Source organism: Geodermatophilus sp. SYSU D00691 (genome assembly GCF_054050275.1).
This window is the reverse complement of record NZ_JBJGYZ010000015.1, coordinates 32421-50441: the sequence shown is the minus strand read 5'-3', so window position 1 is coordinate 50441 and position 18021 is coordinate 32421. Positions and strand designations below refer to the sequence as shown.

Below are 18021 nucleotides of genomic sequence, written 5' to 3'. Positions count from 1 at the left end.
GCCCTCGCCACGGACGGTTTCCGCCGTGACGGCATCGACGGCAGAGCTGCGCGCGGGACTGCTCCCTGCGCTGGCCGAGGCGCTCGACGCGTTCGAGGAGCACCTCGTCTCCGCCCGCGACCTGTCCGAGCACACCGTCCGCGCCTACGTCGGCGACGTCGTCCGCCTGCTCGACCACCTCGCCCGGCGCGGCGGCGGCACCCCGGACGACCTCGACCTCGCGTCGCTGCGCAGCTGGCTGGCCAAGGGCCGCACCACCGGGCACAGCCGGGCGACCACGGCGCGCTCGGCCGCGGCCGCGCGTTCTTTCACCGCGTGGCTGCGCCGCAGCGGCCGGGCGGCGGAGGACGTCGGTCTGCGGCTGGTCAGCCCCAAGTCGCACCGCACGCTGCCCGACGTGCTGGCCCCGGACCAGGCGCGCGCGGTCCTCGAGTCCGCGGCGGGCGCCGACGAGCCGGTGGCCCTGCGCGACGCCGTCGTCCTCGAGCTGCTCTACGCCAGCGGCATCCGGGTGAGCGAGCTGGTCGGGCTCGACGTCGACGACGTCGACCGCGGCCGGCGGCTGCTGCGGGTGCTGGGCAAGGGCCGCAAGGAGCGCAGCGTGCCCTACGGCGTCCCCGCCGAGCGGGCGATCGAGGCCTGGCTGGTCCGCGGCCGCCCGGCGCTGGCCACGGCCGACTCCGGACCGGCGCTGCTGCTGGGCGTCCGGGGCCGGCGGCTGGACCCCCGGGAGGCGCGGCGGGTGGTGCACAGCGCCGTCCGGGCCGTGCCGGGCGCCCCCGACATCGGACCCCACGGGTTCCGGCACTCGGCGGCGACGCACGTCCTGGAGGGCGGCGCCGACCTGCGGTCGGTCCAGGAGCTGCTGGGCCACGCTAGCCTCGCGACCACGCAGATCTACACGCACGTGACGGTCGAACGGCTCCGTGCGGTCCACGCGCAAGCGCACCCCAGAGCCTGAGAGGACGGTCGAGTGCGGGACGTACGGGGAATCCTCCCGACCGAGACGGCAGCACACGCAGGACCGAGGAGCGCAGATCGTGCCTGAGGCGACCATCCACCGGCTGGACGAGCACAGCGAGGACGCCGACGCGGCCCTGGCCGACCTCTGGGAGCGGTACGTCGCCGACCGCGCCCCCGAGCTGCGGGACCGGCTCATCCTCCACTACGCGCCGCTGGTGAAGTACGTCGCCGGCCGGGTGGGCAGCGGTCTGCCCTCGCACGTCGAGCAGGCCGACCTCGTCTCCTACGGCACGTTCGGGCTGATCGACGCGATCACCCGCTACGAGCCCACCCGCGAGGTGAAGTTCGAGAGCTACGCGATGGCGCGCATCCGGGGCGCGATCATCGACGAGCTGCGCAGCACGGACTGGATCCCGCGCTCGGTGCGCATGAAGGCGCGCCAGTTCGAGCGGGCCGTCGCCGAGCTGGAGACCCGGCTGCAGCGCACGCCCACCGACGAGGAGGTCGCCGAGCAGATGGGCATGGAGGTCGAGGAGGTCCGCAAGTTCCTCGGCCAGCTGTCCCTGGTCAACGTCGTCGCGCTCGACGAGCTGCTGGTCGACGAGGACGGCGGCGGCTCGCCCCGCCTGGTCGACACCCTGCAGGACTCGACCGCCCTCGACCCGCAGGCCATGGCCGAGCACGGCGAGGCCCGCCAGCTGCTGGCCCGTGCCGTCGAGCACCTGCCCGACCGGGAGAAGGTCGTGGTCAGCCTCTACTACTTCGAGGGGCTCACCCTCGCCGAGATCGGCCGGGTCCTCGGCGTGACCGAGAGCCGGATCTGCCAGCTGCACACCAAGGCCGTCCTGCACCTGCGCACCAAGCTCGCCGACATCGCCTGATGGGGCTCCGGGACCGCGCGGGCGGCAGCGCGCAGGTCGTGCGGGTGCCGCTCGAGGACGGCGAGACCGAGCTGGCCCGCGCGGTCGCCGCGGTGCACCCGGGCACGCTCTCGTCGATCCCCGGTGAGCTGCTCCTGACCAGCGCCCGGCTGGTGTTCGCGCCGGTGCCGTCGAGCCGGACGCAGCTCGTGGTCTGGCGGTTCACCCCGGGGAAGAGCCGGACGCGGGCGCCCGACGCCCTCGCCGCGGTCCGCACCGGCGCGAAGCCGGGCCTGATGCGCCCGCCCACGCTCGTCCTCACGACCGGCGACGGCACCACCTGGGAGATCGGGGTGCTCGCCGGGCGCCGCAAGCCGAACCGCTCGCCCGACAACGCGACCGCCCGCGACCGCATGGTCGAGGCGATCCAGGGCCGCCTGGCCGGCTGAGGCGGCCTCAGCCGTGCGTCGCCCCGGGCCGGGTGGGCTCGCGCGCACCGATCACCGCGCCCACGAGGCCGAAGACGAGCACGCCCGCGGCCAGTGCCCACTCACCCGGGGTGTCGGGCAGCCGGTCGAGGTCGGGCGGGGTCACCCCTACCGTCGCGTCGAGCCCGGCCAGCACCAGGGCGGCGAGCAGCCCGCAGACAGCGGCGCCGATGACCGCGCCGCAGGCCGCGCCGACGACGCACATGACCCGGTTACTCGACCCAGTCGCCCCGCGTGGGCTCCGCCATCCCCGCCTCCCGGTCCCGGACGCCGGCGGACCCTAGCCGGGCCACCGGCGGCGCAGCCAGGCCTCCAGCGGCGAGGTGAGGAACAGCAGCAACATCGCCCAGTAGCTCACCGCGGGGACCGCGGTCCCCAGCACCAGCGCGACGACGAGCAGCCCGGTCGTGGCCAACCCCTCCCGCGGCGGCTCGGCCGGCCCGGCGTCGCCCCGGCGCAGCGCGGGACGGCGCCACAGCAGGAGCGACACCCCCGAGAGGCAGGCCGAGCTCACCGTGATCGTGCCGATGTAGAGCAGCACCGCCAGCCGCTCCCTGCCGTACTCGCTGCTCACCACCTGCGTCGCGAACGGCAGGAGCACGATGGTGAGGATCCAGACCAGGTTCAGCAGCAGGAACGCCCGGTCGTAGGCGCCCACCGGCTCGACCAGCCGGTGGTGGACCAGCCACAGCTGCGCGATGACGGCGAAGCTGAGGAAGAACGCGCCGAAGTCGGGCGCCTCCTCGACCAGCACGGCCCCCAGGCCCGCCTGCTGCGCCTCCCCGGCGAACAGCTCCGCCAGGGGGAGGACCAGCAGCGTGATGGCGATCGCCACGACCGCGTCGAGGAAGGTGACGAACCGGTCGAGCCCGCGTTCGGTGCGCACCCGCGCAGGCTAGGGACCCCGCGCCCACGGCAGCAGCCGCACCCGCACCAGCAGCGAGAGCGGGTCGAGGTAGACCTCACCCCGACGGACCCCCCAGTGCAGGCATGCGGCCACCGGGCAGCCGCTGTGGCCGGCCAGCAGCGTGCCGATCGGCGCCCCGCGGGGGACCGCCTGGCCGGCCGCGACGACGGCGTCGACCGGCTCGTACGTCGTCCGCAGCCCGCCGGGGTGGTCGACGCTGACCACCGGCCGTCCGGCCACCATCCCGGCGAAGGCGACCACCCCGTCGCCGGCCGCCAGCACCGCCGCCCCCGGGGCGGCGCCGAGGTCGACGCCGCGGTGGCCGGCACCGTACGGCCCGGCCGGCGGCTCGAAGGGCCGGGTGACCGGGGGCGGGCCGGCCAGCGGCCACGACCACGCCCCGGCCGGCACGGCGGGGGTCTCCGGGGCGGCCGCCGCCCGCGCGGGCGCCAGGACGGCGAGGGCGAGGACGGCGACGAGCAGGACGCGGGCGGGCACGGGGTCACCGTCCCCCGCCGGCGGGTCGGAGCCCAGGCCCGACGGGGGGTTGTGGACGGCGCCGACGGCCGGGAAGGGCGGCCCGCGGGGGCGGGTATGCTGGTCGTGCGATCCGTCTGCGACGGGTCGACTTCGCGCGTTCTCCATCCCGCCGCACGGCGGGGCAGTCGCCACCTCGGTCCCTGCGGGCAACCGCCGGGGGAGTGGCGCCGCGGAACGCCAGGGCGGCGCACCACCCGGTGCCCGCGTCAACCGAGGAGCGCGGTCCAGCGGGCCGCGCGCAGACAGAAGGGCTGCACTGCGATGGCAGTCGTCAGCATGAAGCAGCTGCTCGACAGCGGCGTCCACTTCGGGCACCAGACCCGCCGCTGGAACCCGAAGATGAAGCGCTACATCTTCACCGAGCGCAACGGCATCTACATCATCGACCTGCAGCAGACGCTCGGGTACATCGACAACGCCTACGAGTTCGTCAAGCAGACCGTCGCGCACGGTGGCTCGATCCTCTTCGTCGGCACCAAGCGCCAGGCGCAGGAGGTCGTCGCCGAGCAGGCGCAGCGGGTCGGCATGCCCTACGTCAACCAGCGCTGGCTGGGCGGCATGCTCACCAACTTCCAGACCGTGCACAAGCGGCTGCAGCGGCTCAAGGAGCTCGAGGACATGGAGCAGACCGGTGTGCTGGTCAGCCTGTCCAAGAAGGAGCAGCTGGGCCTGACCCGCGAGAAGGCCAAGCTGGAGCGCTCACTCGGCGGTATCCGCGACATGCAGAAGGTGCCCAGCGCCATCTGGATCGTCGACACCAAGAAGGAGCACATCGCCGTCGGCGAGGCCCGCAAGCTGGGCATCCCGGTCGTCGCGATCCTCGACACCAACTGCGACCCCGACGAGGTCGACTACAAGATCCCGGGCAACGACGACGCGATCCGCAGCATCACGGTGCTCACCCGCGTGATCGCCGACGCCGTCGCCGAGGGCCTGATGGCCCGGTCCGCGCAGCAGGCCAACGCCGGCCGCGAGGGCGGCGGCGAGCCCGTCATCGGCGGCGACGAGCCGCTGGCCGACTGGGAGCGCGAGCTGCTGACCGGTCAGCAGGAGGGCGCCACCCCGCTGCCGGAGACCCCGGCCGAGGCGCCGGCGGTCACCGCCGAGCAGGTCGCCCCGGTCGAGGGCGTGCCCGCCACCGGCAGCACCGAGACCGGCACCCAGGGCGCCCAGAACGGCTGATCGCCGTCCTGGACCAGTACCGAACACCAAAGGGATAGAGACATGCCTGCCTTCACCGCTGCCGACGTCAAGCGTCTCCGCGACGCCACCGGCGCCGGCATGATGGACGCCAAGAAGGCCCTCACCGAGGCCGACGGCGAGTACGACAAGGCGATCGAGCTGCTGCGCATCAAGGGCGCCAAGGACGTCGGCAAGCGCCTCGAGCGCTCGACGACCAACGGCGTCGTCGTCAGCAAGGGCGGCGCGCTGCTGGAGCTGGACTGCGAGACCGACTTCGTCGCGAAGAACGCCGACTTCGTCGCCCTCGCCCAGCGGCTGCTCGAGATCGCCATCGAGCAGAACCCGGCCGACGTGGCGGCCCTGCTGGCCACCGAGGTCGACGGCCAGACCGTCGAGAAGCTGATCGAGGCCGAGTCGGCCCGCATCGGCGAGAAGCTGGTCCTCTCGCGGTTCGCCCTCTTCGAGGGGCCGACCGCGGTGTACCTGCACAAGCGCGCCACCGACCTGCCCCCGGCCATCGGTGTCGCGGTGCAGTACCGGGGCGGCGACGAGGAGGCCGCGCGGAGCCTGGCGATGCACATCGCCGCGGCCCGCCCGCGGTACCTCTCCCGCGAGGAGGTCCCGGCGGAGGCCGTCGAGACCGAGCGCCGGGTCGCCGAGCAGACCGCCAAGGAGGAGGGCAAGCCCGAGCAGGCGATCGTCAAGATCGTCGAGGGTCGGGTCAACGCCTACTACAAGGACTTCGTCCTGCTCGAGCAGCCGTCGATCACCGAGCCCAAGCGCACGGTCAAGCAGATCCTGGACGAGGCCGGCCTGCAGGTCGACCGCTTCGCCCGGTTCGAGGTCGGCCAGGCCTAAGAGCCCTGAGCGCCTCTCGTGTCACCGGCCCCGTTCCCCTCGTGGAACGGGGCCGGTGGCGCGTCCGGGCACGGTCCGACGCGCCCGCGGCCGCAGACGTGCGGCAGGATTCCACCCAGCCCGACCGAGTGAGGATGAGCCCTTGACCGACATCGCCGACCGGGAAGCACCGTTGTCCGCCCCCACCGCCTTCGCCCCCGCCGACGGCGGCGGCTACAAGCGGGTGCTGCTCAAGCTCTCCGGCGAGACCATGGGCGGCGGCAAGGTGGGCGTGGACCCCGCCGTCGTGAGCGGGATCGCCCGCCAGCTGGCCGAGGTGGTCGCGGACGGCACCCAGGTGGCGGTCGTGATGGGCGGCGGCAACTTCTTCCGCGGCGCCGAGCTCTCGCAGGCCGGCATGGACCGCACCAAGGCCGACTACATGGGCATGCTCGGCACCGTCATGAACTGCCTCGCGCTGCAGGACTTCTGCGAGAAGGAGGGCCTGCAGACCCGCGTCCAGACGGCGATCACCATGGGCCAGGTGGCCGAGCCGTACATCCCGCGCAAGGCGATCCGGCACCTCGAGAAGGGCCGGCTGGTCATCTTCGGCGCCGGCGCGGGCATGCCGTACTTCTCCACCGACACCGTGGCCGCGCAGCGGGCGCTGGAGATCGAGTGCCAGGTGCTCCTGATGGGCAAGAACGGGGTGGACGGCGTCTACGACTCCGATCCGCGCACCAACCCGGACGCCCGCATGTACCACCAGCTGGAGTACGCGACCGTGCTGGCCGAGCAGCTCAAGGTGGCCGACGCGACGGCCATCAGCCTCTGCATGGACAACGCCATGCCGATCGTCGTGTTCAACCTGCTGCAGGACGGCAACATCGCCCGTGCGGTCGCAGGTGAGAAGATCGGCACGCTGATCAGCCAGCCGACCTGACCGACCGGCCGCTCAGCACCCGCACACGACACCCGGCGGGACGTCCCGCCGGCAGGAGGAGAGACCCGTGATCGACGACACCCTGCTCGACGCCGAGGAGCGGATGGACAAGGCCCTGTCGGTCGCGCGCGAGGACCTCGGGTCGGTGCGCACCGGCCGCGCCGCCCCGTCGATGTTCAACAAGATCCTCGTGGACTACTACGGCGCCCCCACCCCGGTGCCGCAGATGTCCTCGATCACCGTGCCCGAGGCCCGCATGGCCGTCATCAAGCCCTACGACAGCGGGCAGCTCGGGGCGATCGAGAAGGCGATCCGCGACAGCGACCTCGGCGTCAACCCCACCAACGACGGCCAGATCATCCGCGTGGTCTTCCCGCAGCTGACCGAGGAGCGCCGCCGCGACCTGGTGAAGATGGCCCGCAGCAAGGGCGAGGACGCCAAGGTCGCCATCCGCAACATCCGCCGCCGCTCCAAGGAGGAGCTCGACCGCATCGCCAAGGACGGCGAGGCGGGCGAGGACGACGTGCGCCGCGCGGAGAAGGAGCTCGACGACCTGACCTCGCAGCACGTCCACCAGATCGACGAGGCGGTCAAGCACAAGGAGGCCGAGCTCCTCGAGGTCTGAGCCGGCCGGTCCTCTTCCCATGACCCTCCCGCCCGCGCGCCGACCCGGCCCGCCCGAGCCGGGCACCGTCGAGCTGCCCGTGCTCGGGTCGGGGCGCGGCTCGCAGCCGCCGTCCGCCGACACCGGTCCCATCCCGATCGTCGGCGCCCGGCCGGGGCCGCCCCCGGTCCCGCCGGTGCCGCCGCCGGTCGGCGACGGCACCGCGGAGCTGGCGGTCGCCGACCAGGAGCCGCCGCCCCCGCCGGAGCCGGCCGCGCCGGAGTCGGGGCCGGAGCCGGAGGCGCCCGCACCGCCGTCGTCCGGGCGGGCGGGCCGCAACCTCGGCGCCGCCATCTCGGTGGGGCTCGGCCTGGGCGCGGTCATCCTGGTCTCGCTGCTGGTCTACCGCCCGGCGTTCCTGCTCGTGGTGACGGCGGCGGTGCTGGTCGGCGTCGTCGAGCTCACCCGCGCCCTGCGGGCCGGCGACTTCCGCGCGCCGATGGTCCCGGTCGTCATCGGTGCGGTCGCCATGCTGGCGCTGGCGTGGACCCGCGGCCCGTCCGGACTCGTGGTCGGGTTCCTGCTCACCGTGCTCGCCGTCGTCCTCTGGCGGCTCGGCGACGGGCCCGACGGCTACCTGCACGACACCGCCTCGGGCGTGCTCGTCGCGCTCTACGTGCCCCTCCTCGCGGGCTTCGCCGTCCTCCTGCTCGTCCCGGACGACGGCGTGGCCCGCGTGCTCGTCTTCATCGGCACCGTGGTCTGCAGCGACGTCGGCGGTTACGCCGCCGGCGTCCTGTTCGGCAAGCACCCCATGGCGCCGTCGATCAGCCCCAAGAAGTCGTGGGAGGGGATGGCCGGCTCGATCGTGGCCTGCGTCGCCGTCGCCACGGCCGTGCTGACCCTCGCGTTCGACGCCCCGTGGTGGACCGGGCTCGTCTTCGGGACCGCGATCGCGGCCTCGGCGACCATCGGCGACCTCGGCGAGTCGCTCATCAAGCGCGACCTGGGCATCAAGGACATGGGGCACCTGCTGCCCGGCCACGGCGGGATCATGGACCGGCTGGACTCGCTGCTGCCCTCCGCCGCGCTGGCCTACCTGCTGCTGTCGGTCTTCGCCCCGGTGTAGGGCGCCGACACGTCCCACGTCGAGCCGACCGGCTCGAAGCCGCGCCGGGCGTACCAGTGCTGCGGCCAGTCGTCGCCGGCCGCCTCCAGGACGACCAGGTCGCAGCCGGCCTCGGCGGCCAGGGTCAGGATCTGGGCGAGGACGACGTCGGCGTGGCCCCGGCCGCGCGCCGACCGGTCGGTGAGCACCGACTCGACGGCCGCGGTCGCGCCGTCGACCCGCAGCTGCCCGGCGGCCACGACCCGGGCCTCCTCCCGCACCACGACGTCGGTGACGGCGACGACGGCGTCGTTGCGCGGCTCCCGGCCGATCAGCTGCGCGACGACCTCGTCCAGGCCGTCGCCCAGGCGGGCGAGCTCCTCCCGCCAGGAGCGGTCCCACAGCTCGTGGACGTCCTCCTGCGGCACCACCTCGGCCCGCTCGCCGCCGGCGACCGGCCCGGCCGGCCGGACCATGAGCACCAGCTCGTCGGCCGACCAGCCCTGCGCCGCGAGCGCCTTGGCGGCCTGCTCGGCACCGGGCCAGCGCAGCGTCGCGGCCCGGGTGCCCCAGCCGGCGTCGGCGGCCAGCTCCGCGGCCGTGGCGGCGACGGTGTCGGCGCCCACGGGGTCGGACAGCAGCAGCCGGTTGTCGTCCCGCGAGTGCGGGAAGCGGCCGTCGAGGACGGCGACGCCGCCCGGGACGTCGCGGACCTCGGCCGCCCGGCGCACCGGGAGCGAGAGCTGCAGCGCCAGCGCCCGGCCCAGCGCGTCGTCCGGGCGCGGCAGCACCGGGGGGACCGGTGGGCGCCAGGGCGCCACGGCGACCACGGCGCCGACCGGCAGCGGCCCGTACAGGTGCGGGAAGCGCATCGCGGCCGGGTCGCCGTGCACACCGGGCTCCCAGCGCACCGGGTCGGGGAGGCGTGCCGGGTCGACGACGAGCAGGGCGAGGTCGCGCCGGCCGGGGAACAGCCGCTCGGCCGGCAGGTGCACCTGCTCGGGGTTCGACAGGTGGACGAAACCCTGCTCGGCCAGGGACGGCGGACGGACCGCCCCCGCCGCGAGGGCGGCCCGCCAGTCCGCCGGTTCGATCAGGTGCACCAGGACGCCGTCGCTCACGGCGGGCATCCTGCCCCGGTGAGCCACGACGAGCGTGACCGGATCGTCCGGGGCTTCCGGCACTTCGCCGAGGTCGACGCCCCCGTCTCGTCGCCGCGCTACGCCGAGCTGGCCGCGGCCGTGGCGGAGGACCCCGCGGTCCTGGACTTCCTCGCCGGGCTCCCCGACGGGAAGGGCCGCCAGCCGCCGCTGCTGTTCGCCGCCCTCCGCTTCCTGTTCGGCGACGTGCGCGACCCCGCCGAGCTGCACCGGCTCGTCGTCGGGCACGCCGACCGGCTCCGGCGCACCGTGCTCAGCCGGTCGACGCAGACGAACGAGCCCGCCCGCTGCACCGCGCTGCTCCCCGTGCTCGGCGCCCTGCCCGGGCCGCTGTCGCTGGTGGAGGTGGGCTCCTCGGCCGGGCTGTGCCTGTACCCCGACCGGTACAGCTACGAGTACGACGGCCGGCCGGTGGGGCCGCGCAGTCCGGTCCACCTGCGCTGCACCACCTCGGGGGAGGGACCGGTGCCGGACCGCCTGCCGGAGGTGGTGGCCCGGATCGGCATCGACCTCGACCCGCTCGACCCGGCGGATCCCGACGACCTCGCCTGGCTGCGCACGCTCGTCTGGCCCGGCCCACCCGCCGCCGAGCGGCTGGCCCGGCTCGCCGCGGCGGCCGCGATCGCCGCCGCCGAACCTGCGCGGGTGCTCCGCGGGGACCTCGTCGACCGGCTGCCGGACGCGCTGGACCTCGTCGCCCCGGGCAGCACCGTGGTCGTCCTCCACACCGCGGTGCTGCTGTACCCGCCGCGCGAGCGCCGGGCGGCCTTCGTGGACCTGGTGCGGTCGCTGCCGGTGCGCTGGCTCGCCCAGGAGGCGAGGGGCGTGCTGCCCCAGCTCGAGGTGGGCCCGGACGACGGCCGGTTCGTGCTCGCGCTGGACGGCCGGCCCCTGGCCCGGACCGCGCCCCACGGCGGCCGGCTCGACTGGCTGCCCGGGGCGCAGGAGATCATGACCGGGTGAGCGGTGAGCCGGGCCCGACGGAGTGGGGGACGACGGTCGGCGTCGGACCCTGGCCGGGACCGTGGCCGGCGGACCCGCGCTACGACCCCGAGCTGCTCGCGCACGGCGACCGGCGCAACGTCGCCGACCGCTACCGGTACTGGACCGTCGAGGCGATCGTCGCCGACCTCGACACCCGCCGGCACCCGTTCCACGTCGCCATCGAGAACTTCGGGCACGACCTCAACATCGGGACCGTCGTGCGGACGGCGAACGCCTTCCTGGCCGCCGAGGTGCACGTCGTGGGCCGGCGTCGCTGGAACCGGCGCGGCGCCATGGTGACCGACCGCTACCAGCACCTGCGCCACCACCCCGACGTCGCCGGGCTGGCGGCGTTCGCCGCCGCCGAGGACCTCGTCGTGGTCGCGGTCGACAACGCGCCGGGCGCGGTGCCGCTGGAGACCGCGGAGCTGCCCGAGCGGTGCGTGCTGCTCTTCGGCCAGGAGGGCCCGGGCCTCACCCCCGAGGCGCGCGCCGCCGCGGCGCTCACCGTCTCGATCGCCCAGTTCGGCTCGACCCGCTCGATCAACGCCGGCGTCGCGGCCGGGATCGCCATGCACGCCTGGATCCGGCAGCACGCCGGCATCGGACGGGCAGCGGGGGGCCAGGGCCTCCACTAGGCGGACGTGGGCGGTTGCCGTGCGCAATTGTCTCGTCACGTTCTCTGCCATTCGACAGATCATTGTCGACGGGGCGTGACCGATCATGGATCGTCCGTGCGGGGAGAGCGAAAAAATCGACCAGATCTGCTGTCGGGGAATGCGTAATCGTGACCGCTTGTGCAATGCTCTGCGACCTCACCCTCCGGGAATGGCGGGTGGAACGGTCGGCGGAGATGCAATTCACGGAACGGGGAGATGTCATGCGACGAAGCCTGACGGTCGGAGCCGTGGCGGCGGTCCTGGTCGGAATGGGATCCGGCCCGGCGCTCGCGGACCCGGGCGGGAACGGGGGCGGGGGCTTCGTCCCGGTCGAGACGCTCATACCGAACTACTACGACGGCTTCGAGATCGAGGCCTGCGGGACGACGGTCCTGGTCGAGCCCGGTGACGTGCGGGAGGTGGAGGTCCGGCAGACCACCCGTGGCGACGGGGCGATCGTGACCAGGTTCCGCGGCGACTTGACGCTGGACCTCGAGCGGGCCGACGGCGCCACGATCGACGAGCTGGACGTCTCCGGTCCCGCCCGAGAAGTGGTCTCGGGCGACGGTACGCAGGTCACGTTGGCCACCTTCGGGGCCTCGTTCGTCGCCCCGAACCCCGACCCGGTCGACCTGGCCGCCTTCGCCGAGGCGGGCCTGCCCCACCTCGCCTACTTCGAGCACGGCTCCGTGACGTTCCACGTCACGCTCGACCCGGAGACCGGTGAGGTCCTGGCCGAGGAGATCGACGTGCGCGCCCACGTCGTGGACCTCTGCACCTGGCTCGACGGTGGCGGGGACGGGCACGGGCAGGGGCACGGCGACCGAGGTCACCGGAAGTGAGCTGACCCGACCATTCCGGAACTGTCGGGGACAGGGCGAGAACCTTCTCGGAAAGGCGCCACCTGATCGCCGCCGTGGAGGTTCTCGCCCCATTCCGCGGGCGCGTGGACCGGTGCGCCAATTCCCGGTCGACGACGTCTGCGTGATGGTGTGATGTCCTCTGTCGGCATTCGTGTCAGCCATTCCCGGCGGGGGAGAGCGGCGGGTCCGGGTCGACGCCGCGGGCCCGGAGCGCCGCCTCCACCGCCTCGCAGACGGTGCGCACGACCGCCACCCGCGCCCAGCGCTTGTCGTCGCCGGCGATCACGTGCCACGGCGCCACGACGGTGTCGGTGCGCTGCAGCATGTCCTCGACCGCCGCCTCGTACTGCTCGCGCCTGCCCCGGTTGCGCCAGTCCTCGTCGGTGAGCTTCCAGGCGCGGTAGGGGTCGTCGCGCCGGGACTCGAAGCGCCGCAGCTGCTCCTCCGGCGAGACGTGCATCCAGAACTTGACGATCACCGTGCCCTCGGCGGCGAGCGTGTCCTCGAGGTCGACGATCTCGCCGTAGGCGCGTTGCCACGCCTCCTCCGGGGCGAAGCCCTCGACCCGCTCGACCAGCACCCGGCCGTACCAGGTGCGGTCCAGCACGGCCATGCCGCCCCAGCCGGGCAGCACCGGCCAGAACCGCCACAGGAAGTGGTGCCGCTTCTCGTCGTAGGTGGGCGCGGCGAACTGCGCGACCCGCACGTGCCGCGGGTCGAGCTCCTCGACCAGCCGCTTGATCGCCCCGCCCTTGCCCGAGGCGTCCCAGCCCTCGAACAGCACCAGCAGCGGCGGGCCGATCTCCCCGGGCCCGATCTGGCCGCCCAGCAGCAGCCGCAGGTGGACGAGGCGGCGCTGTGCCGCGGTGAGCTCCTTCTTCGCCTCGGACTTGCCCAGTCGGACGCTCATGTCGACGTCGGAGAGCCGGCTCATGTCCCGAGCTTGGGCCGAACGCACCGGCCGCGCCTGCCGGGAGGTGGCGGCATCGTCCTGCACCATGGCTGTCTGAACACAGCGCGTCAGCGATCGATCACTGCGCGTGGAGCTCATCACGGGGGTGGTGAGGAGGGAACGGCATGGGCACGACCCGCCCGGACGACGCCGAGGCGTCGACGGAGCCGGGGACGGAGGAGACCCCTGCGCCACCGGACGAGACGGGGGAGTGGGACTCCGACTGGCTGCCCGGATGGCTGGACGAGGCCGAGGAGGCCCCGGAGCCGGCGCCGGTGGACGACCCCGAGCCGGTGCCCGCGGAGGAGCCGGGACCTGAAGACCCCGCGGTCGACGGGACACCGGCCGACGTCGAACAGGACGAGGAGCCGGGGGAGGACGAACCCCGGCCCGACGAACCCGAGGACGACGAACCCGAGGACGCCCCCGAGGTCGAGGGGCCGGCGGTGGAGGCCGATGAGGTCGAGGCCGAGGACATCGAGGCGGAGGACGCCGCCTCCGAGGACGCCGCCTCCGAGGACGCCGCCTCCGAGGACGATGCCTCCGAGGACGACGCCTCCGAGGAGGGTGACGAGGGGGCCGCCGAGGTCCCCGACGAGCCGGTTCCCGCCGTGCCCGTCGCGGTCCCCGCGTCCGCCGTCGCCGGGGTCGCGCCGGCCGTCGTCCCGCACGTCGTCGTCACCGCCCGCCCGCGGCCCCACCGGCGCGCCCGGCTCTCGATCGCCGCCGGCCTGCTGGTCGCCGGCGTCCTGACCGGTGCCGCCCTGGTGGCCGGGGGGTCCGACGAGCCGCGCCCGGCCGCCGACACCGCGACCTCGACGGTGACCCCGAGCCGGACCGCCACCCCGACGCCGCCGCGGGCCCCGACGCGGCCCGTTCCCTCGCCCTCGTCGACGGCGCCGCCGACGTCGGTCGCCCCGGCCGTCGTGCCCGTCGTCCCGGCCGTCGTCCCGGCCGCCGTCCCGGCGCGCGTGCAGGCCCCGGCGCCGCGCGGCACGGCGACCGCCACCCCGGCGCCGCCGCCGGCCCCCGTCGTCCCCGTGCCGCCGGCCCCACCGGTCGTCCCGGAGGTCCCGGCCGACGTCGACCCCGGGGACCCCACGGTCGAGCCGGAACCGACCCCGACGCCGCCCCCCACCGACGAGCCCGACCCCACGACGACGCCGACCCCCACGCCGCCGCCGGCCGACGACCCGGACGGCGACGGCGACGGGGGGCAGGGCGACGGGGAGGAGGACGGCGACCCCGCGACGCCCACCGCGACGCCCCCGCCGACCGCCACGCCCGCGCCGACCGCGGGCGCCTGACCGCCGGTCAGCCGCGGGGCAGGGCCTCGACCAGGCCGCACTCGTGCGCGAGCACGATCGCCTGGGCGCGGTCGCGCAGGTCCAGCTTGGCCAGGATGTGCCGCACGTGGCTCTTCACCGTGGCCAGCGAGATGAACAGCTCCTCGGCGATCTCGGGGTTGGAGCGCCCGGCACCGATCAGGCCCAGCACCTCCGTCTCCCGCTCGCTCAGCGGCGCCAGGCGGTCGGTCGCGGCCGGCGGCGCCTGCGGGGTGCGGACGTAGTGCGCCACCAGCCGCGCCACGATCGCCGGCGCGAGCGGCATCTCGCCCACGGCGGCCGACTCCACCGCGGCGACCAGCCGGTCGCCGCCGACGTCCTTGAGCAGGTACCCGGTCGCACCGGCGCGCAGCGCCTGGTAGGCGTGCTCCTCGCCGTCGAAGGTGGTCAGCACGAGGATGCGGCTGGCGCAGCCGGCCGCCACGAGGCGCCGGGTGGCCTCGATGCCGTCCATCCGGGGCATCCGCAGGTCCATCAGCACGACGTCGGGACGGCGGTCCAGCACCACCGCGACGCCCTCCTCGCCGTCCGCCGCCTCGCCCGCGACCTCCACGCCGGCGAGCTCGAGGATCAGCCGCAGCCCGTCGCGCACCAGCGCCTGGTCGTCGACGAGCACCACCGAGGTCACGGCGCGGCCTCCAGCACGAGGGGCAGCCGGGCCCGGACGACGAAGCCGTCGGCGGTGGGGCGGGCGTCCACCGAGCCGCCGTGCATCCGCGCCCGCTCCCGCATGCCGACCAGGCCGTGGCCGCCGCCCGGCTCCCCGGCGGTGCGACCGGTGCGGTTGCGCACCTCCACGCACAGGCCCTCCGGACCCGTCCCGACCCGCACGCGGACGGGCGCGCCGGGGGCGTGCCGCCGGGCGTTGGTGAGCGCCTCCTGGACGATCCGGAAGACGGTCAGCTGCAGGCTCGGCGGGGGAGCGGCCGCGGGCAGGTCCAGCAGCAGGTCCACGTCGGCGCCGCCGGCGCGGGCGTCCTCGACCAGCGTGGGCAGGTCGGCCAGCCCCGGCTGCGGGCGCAGGTCCTCGTCGTCGTCGGCCGGGTCCCGCAGCAGGCCGACCACCCGGCGCATCTCGGTGAGGGTGCGGGCCGCCGTGGCGCGGATGCGGTCGATCGGCACCGCGGCCCGCTCCGGTGCGCGCGCCAGCGCGGCAGCGGCGGCGTCGGCCTGCAGCGCGATCACGGTGATCTCGTGACCGATCACGTCGTGCAGCTCGCGCGCGATGCGGGTGCGCTCCTCGGCGGCGGCGACCCGCTCGGCGGCGTCCCGCTCGCGCACCAGCTCGGCGGTCAGCTCCCGCAGCCGCGCGTTCTGCGCCCGGTCGTGGGCCACCAGCCGGCCGGCGACCGCGGGGCCGGCGATGGCGAGGGCGGCGCCGATGGCGGCCTGCCAGATCTCGGGTCCCAGCAGCGTGACGACCACGCTGACCGTCAGGGACACCGCGGTGACCACCACGACCCGCCACGTGTTCGGGTCGTAGAGGGCGAGGGAGAAGAAGAGCAGCCCGGCGATCACGTAGCCGAGCAGCAGGTAGCCGCCGGGCGTGGGGATGGTCCACGCCGCCGTCACCACCAGGGCCGCCGCCGCGGGCTGCACCCGCCGCCAGGCCAGCGGCACGGTGATCGCGAACGCGACCAGCACCGAGACGGCCGGGGACGCGATGGGCGCGATCGCCACCTGCGCCAGGGACGCGGCCAGGAAGGCCGCCGCCACGAGCACGTCGGCCCGTGGCGGCACGACCGACGGGTGCGCGAACCGGCTCACGGACCGGAAGCGTAGGGCGGATCCGGCCCGCCGCCATCAGCCCGAGGGCTGAGCGCGGAAGCCGCCCGCGGGTCGATGCCCGCCGGTCGCGGCGTCCCTAGCGTTCCCGCCGCACTCGTCGACATCCGTCCAAGGAGCCCCCGTGACCACCACCACCGCTGCCCGCCCCGCCCCGCCGGCCGCCGCCCGCCCGGCCCTCGTGACCACCACCCGGGTCCTCGCCGCCCTCTTCGGCGCCCTGAAGCTGGGCGCGACCGCTTACTTCCTGTTCTTCGCCACGGCCGAGCAGGGAGGCGACCCGCAGGGCATCGGCGACTGGTCGGTGGGCGTGTGGTCGGTCGTGCTGGGCGTCGGCTACCTCGTCATCGCCGCTCGGCTCGGCCGCGACCCCCGGGTGCTGCCGTTCACGGTCGGCCTCGCCGTCGCCGACGTGGCGTTCAGCTTCGTCAAGTTCTTCGTCTACGACGAGCCGGAGGCCATCGCGTTCACGGTGACGACGCTGGTCCTGCTGGCCCTGGTCGCCGCCACCACCCGCACGCGCCGCAGCGCGTGATCCGCTGCCGGCCGGGCCCCGGGGAGTGAGCTTCCCCTCGGGGCCCGTCGCCGGCGGCCGGCGGGTGGGACCATGGACGGCGCCATGACTGCCCTCCCGCTCGTGTTCGACGCCCCCCGCCGGGGCAAGCCGCCGCGCCACCTCGCCGACCTGACCCGCGAGGAGGCGCGCGCCGCCGTCGCCGAGCTCGGGCAGCCGCCGTTCCGCGCCGACCAGCTGGCGCGGCACTTCTTCCGCGGCGTCACCGACCCCGCGCAGATGACCGACGTGCCGGCCGCCGCCCGCGAGGACCTCGCGCAGGCGCTGCTGCCCGGCCTGCTGACGCCCGTGCGGCACCTGTCCGCCGACGGCGGCCGCACCCGCAAGACCCTCTGGCGGCTGCACGACGGCGCGCTGGTCGAGAGCGTCCTCATGCGCTACCCCGACCGGGCGACGGTCTGCATCTCCAGCCAGGCCGGCTGCGGCATGGCCTGCCCCTTCTGCGCCACCGGCCAGCAGGGCCTGACCCGCAACCTCTCGGCCGCCGAGATCATCGGCCAGGCGGTCGCCGCCGCGGCGGCGATGGCGGGCGGCGAGCTGCCCGGCGGCCCGGGGCGGCTGTCCAACGTCGTCTTCATGGGCATGGGCGAGCCGCTGGCCAACTACGCCCGGGTGCGCCGCACGCTCGACGCCCTCGTCACGCCGGCGCCGCACGGCCTCGGGCTCTCGCAGCGGTCGGTCACCGTCTCGACCGTCGGCCTGGTGCCTGGCATCCGCCGGCTCACCGAGGAGGGGCTGCACGCCACCCTCGCCGTCAGCCTGCACGCCCCCGACGACGAGCTGCGCGACACCCTCGTGCCGATCAACACCCGGTGGAAGGTCGCCGAGGTCGTCGAGGCCGCCGACGAGTACGCCCGCCGCACCGGCCGGCGCTACTCCGTCGAGTACGCCCTGATCCGCGACGTCAACGACCAGCCCGAGCGGGCCGACCTGCTCGGCCGGCTGCTGGCGGGCCGGCTCGCGCACGTGAACCTCATCCCGCTCAACCCGACGCCGGGCAGCCCATGGGACGCCAGCCCGCTGCCCGCGCAGCGCGAGTTCGTGGCCCGGCTGCGCGCCGCGGGGGTGGCGACGACGGTGCGCGACACCCGCGGCCAGGACATCGACGGCGCCTGCGGCCAGCTCGCCGCCGCCGACCGCGTGGACGGCGTCCCCGCCGTCGCGCTGCCCACCCCCGCGGTGGAGCCGGCGGTGCCGCTGGGCGCGGAAGCCGACATGTGAGCGAGCGTGCGAGCTCACCGATGAGTGCAGCAGCGCCGCGAGCGC

Annotated in this window: 21 protein-coding genes; 14 read left to right on the top strand and 7 right to left on the bottom strand. The window is 75.1% G+C overall.

Annotated features, from left to right (window positions below):
• Positions 1–25: 25 nt before the first annotated feature.
• From ACI797_RS12985 to ACI797_RS12975, 3 genes are all read left to right on the top strand, one after another.
• On the top strand, positions 26–961 hold the full coding sequence (locus ACI797_RS12985; RefSeq protein WP_456859047.1) for a tyrosine recombinase XerC: 936 nt from the start codon (positions 26–28) through the stop codon (positions 959–961).
• A gap of 79 nt (positions 962–1040) precedes the next feature.
• Entirely contained in the window at positions 1041–1844 is an 804-nt protein-coding gene (gene whiG, locus ACI797_RS12980) for an RNA polymerase sigma factor WhiG (protein ID WP_456859046.1), read from the top strand.
• Positions 1844–2272 carry a hypothetical protein gene (locus tag ACI797_RS12975; RefSeq protein ID WP_456859045.1) on the top strand — a complete coding sequence of 143 codons (429 nt, stop codon included), beginning with the start codon at positions 1844–1846 and terminating at the stop codon, positions 2270–2272. The genes whiG and ACI797_RS12975 overlap by 1 nt, the downstream gene beginning before the upstream one ends.
• A gap of 7 nt (positions 2273–2279) precedes the next feature.
• Here the strand turns inward: ACI797_RS12975 and ACI797_RS12970 are convergent, their stop codons facing one another.
• The 3 genes from ACI797_RS12970 to ACI797_RS12960 form a co-directional block, all read right to left on the bottom strand.
• The gene (locus ACI797_RS12970; RefSeq protein WP_456859044.1) at positions 2280–2516 is read right to left on the bottom strand and encodes a hypothetical protein; all 237 of its coding nucleotides are present in this window, start codon (positions 2514–2516) and stop codon (positions 2280–2282) included.
• Positions 2517–2591: 75 nt separating this feature from the next.
• Positions 2592–3197: a TMEM175 family protein gene (locus tag ACI797_RS12965; RefSeq protein WP_456859043.1), complete on the bottom strand. Its 606-nt coding sequence runs from the start codon at positions 3195–3197 to the stop codon at positions 2592–2594.
• A 9-nt stretch (positions 3198–3206) separates the two neighbouring features.
• Entirely contained in the window at positions 3207–3716 is a 510-nt protein-coding gene (locus ACI797_RS12960) for a murein hydrolase activator EnvC family protein (protein ID WP_456859042.1), read from the bottom strand.
• A 303-nt stretch (positions 3717–4019) separates the two neighbouring features.
• Here ACI797_RS12960 and rpsB point away from each other — a divergent pair, with 303 nt between their 5' ends.
• From rpsB to ACI797_RS12935, 5 genes are all read left to right on the top strand, one after another.
• The gene (gene rpsB / locus ACI797_RS12955; RefSeq protein ID WP_456540295.1) at positions 4020–4940 is read left to right on the top strand and encodes a 30S ribosomal protein S2; all 921 of its coding nucleotides are present in this window, start codon (positions 4020–4022) and stop codon (positions 4938–4940) included.
• Between the two features lie 42 nt (positions 4941–4982).
• Entirely contained in the window at positions 4983–5798 is an 816-nt protein-coding gene (gene tsf, locus ACI797_RS12950) for a translation elongation factor Ts (RefSeq protein WP_456859041.1), read from the top strand.
• Between the two features lie 142 nt (positions 5799–5940).
• Positions 5941–6720 (top strand): UMP kinase, encoded by a 780-nt coding sequence (pyrH, locus tag ACI797_RS12945; RefSeq protein WP_456859040.1) that lies wholly within the window; start codon positions 5941–5943, stop codon positions 6718–6720.
• 67 nt (positions 6721–6787) lie between these two features.
• A complete protein-coding gene (frr, locus tag ACI797_RS12940; RefSeq protein ID WP_456540298.1) occupies positions 6788–7345 on the top strand; it encodes a ribosome recycling factor in 558 nt (185 codons plus the stop codon).
• Positions 7346–7364: 19 nt separating this feature from the next.
• A complete protein-coding gene (locus ACI797_RS12935; RefSeq protein ID WP_456859039.1) occupies positions 7365–8453 on the top strand; it encodes a phosphatidate cytidylyltransferase in 1089 nt (362 codons plus the stop codon).
• Here ACI797_RS12935 and ACI797_RS12930 read toward each other — a convergent pair.
• Positions 8420–9553: a GNAT family N-acetyltransferase gene (locus ACI797_RS12930; RefSeq protein WP_456859038.1), complete on the bottom strand. Its 1134-nt coding sequence runs from the start codon at positions 9551–9553 to the stop codon at positions 8420–8422. The genes ACI797_RS12935 and ACI797_RS12930 overlap by 34 nt on opposite strands.
• Positions 9554–9571: 18 nt before the next feature.
• Here ACI797_RS12930 and ACI797_RS12925 point away from each other — a divergent pair, with 18 nt between their 5' ends.
• The 3 genes from ACI797_RS12925 to ACI797_RS12915 all read left to right on the top strand — a co-directional run bounded on the left by ACI797_RS12925 (position 9572) and on the right by ACI797_RS12915 (position 12077).
• Positions 9572–10555 (top strand): DUF2332 family protein, encoded by a 984-nt coding sequence (locus ACI797_RS12925; RefSeq protein ID WP_456859037.1) that lies wholly within the window; start codon positions 9572–9574, stop codon positions 10553–10555.
• Positions 10552–11214 carry a TrmH family RNA methyltransferase gene (locus tag ACI797_RS12920; RefSeq protein WP_456859036.1) on the top strand — a complete coding sequence of 221 codons (663 nt, stop codon included), beginning with the start codon at positions 10552–10554 and terminating at the stop codon, positions 11212–11214. The genes ACI797_RS12925 and ACI797_RS12920 overlap by 4 nt, the downstream gene beginning before the upstream one ends.
• A gap of 242 nt (positions 11215–11456) precedes the next feature.
• Complete coding sequence (locus tag ACI797_RS12915; protein WP_456859035.1) at positions 11457–12077, top strand: hypothetical protein; 621 nt, start codon at positions 11457–11459, stop codon at positions 12075–12077.
• A 175-nt stretch (positions 12078–12252) separates the two neighbouring features.
• On the opposite strand, the gene ACI797_RS12910 is transcribed toward ACI797_RS12915, so the two are convergent.
• On the bottom strand, positions 12253–13032 hold the full coding sequence (locus ACI797_RS12910; protein WP_456859034.1) for a polyphosphate kinase 2 family protein: 780 nt from the start codon (positions 13030–13032) through the stop codon (positions 12253–12255).
• Between the two features lie 143 nt (positions 13033–13175).
• Here ACI797_RS12910 and ACI797_RS12905 point away from each other — a divergent pair, with 143 nt between their 5' ends.
• A complete protein-coding gene (locus ACI797_RS12905; protein ID WP_456859032.1) occupies positions 13176–14357 on the top strand; it encodes a hypothetical protein in 1182 nt (393 codons plus the stop codon).
• Positions 14358–14364: 7 nt separating this feature from the next.
• Here the strand turns inward: ACI797_RS12905 and ACI797_RS12900 are convergent, their stop codons facing one another.
• Together ACI797_RS12900 and ACI797_RS12895 are read right to left on the bottom strand one after the other, a co-directional pair.
• On the bottom strand, positions 14365–15024 hold the full coding sequence (locus tag ACI797_RS12900) for a response regulator (RefSeq protein WP_456859030.1): 660 nt from the start codon (positions 15022–15024) through the stop codon (positions 14365–14367).
• Positions 15021–16163: a sensor histidine kinase gene (locus ACI797_RS12895; protein WP_456859029.1), complete on the bottom strand. Its 1143-nt coding sequence runs from the start codon at positions 16161–16163 to the stop codon at positions 15021–15023. The genes ACI797_RS12900 and ACI797_RS12895 overlap by 4 nt, the downstream gene beginning before the upstream one ends.
• A gap of 142 nt (positions 16164–16305) precedes the next feature.
• On the opposite strand from ACI797_RS12895, the gene ACI797_RS12890 reads away from it, so the two are divergent.
• Together ACI797_RS12890 and rlmN are read left to right on the top strand one after the other, a co-directional pair.
• Entirely contained in the window at positions 16306–16716 is a 411-nt protein-coding gene (locus ACI797_RS12890) for a hypothetical protein (RefSeq protein ID WP_456859028.1), read from the top strand.
• A gap of 84 nt (positions 16717–16800) precedes the next feature.
• The gene (gene rlmN / locus ACI797_RS12885) at positions 16801–17976 is read left to right on the top strand and encodes a 23S rRNA (adenine(2503)-C(2))-methyltransferase RlmN (protein ID WP_456859027.1); all 1176 of its coding nucleotides are present in this window, start codon (positions 16801–16803) and stop codon (positions 17974–17976) included.
• Positions 17977–18021: the final 45 nt, after the last annotated feature.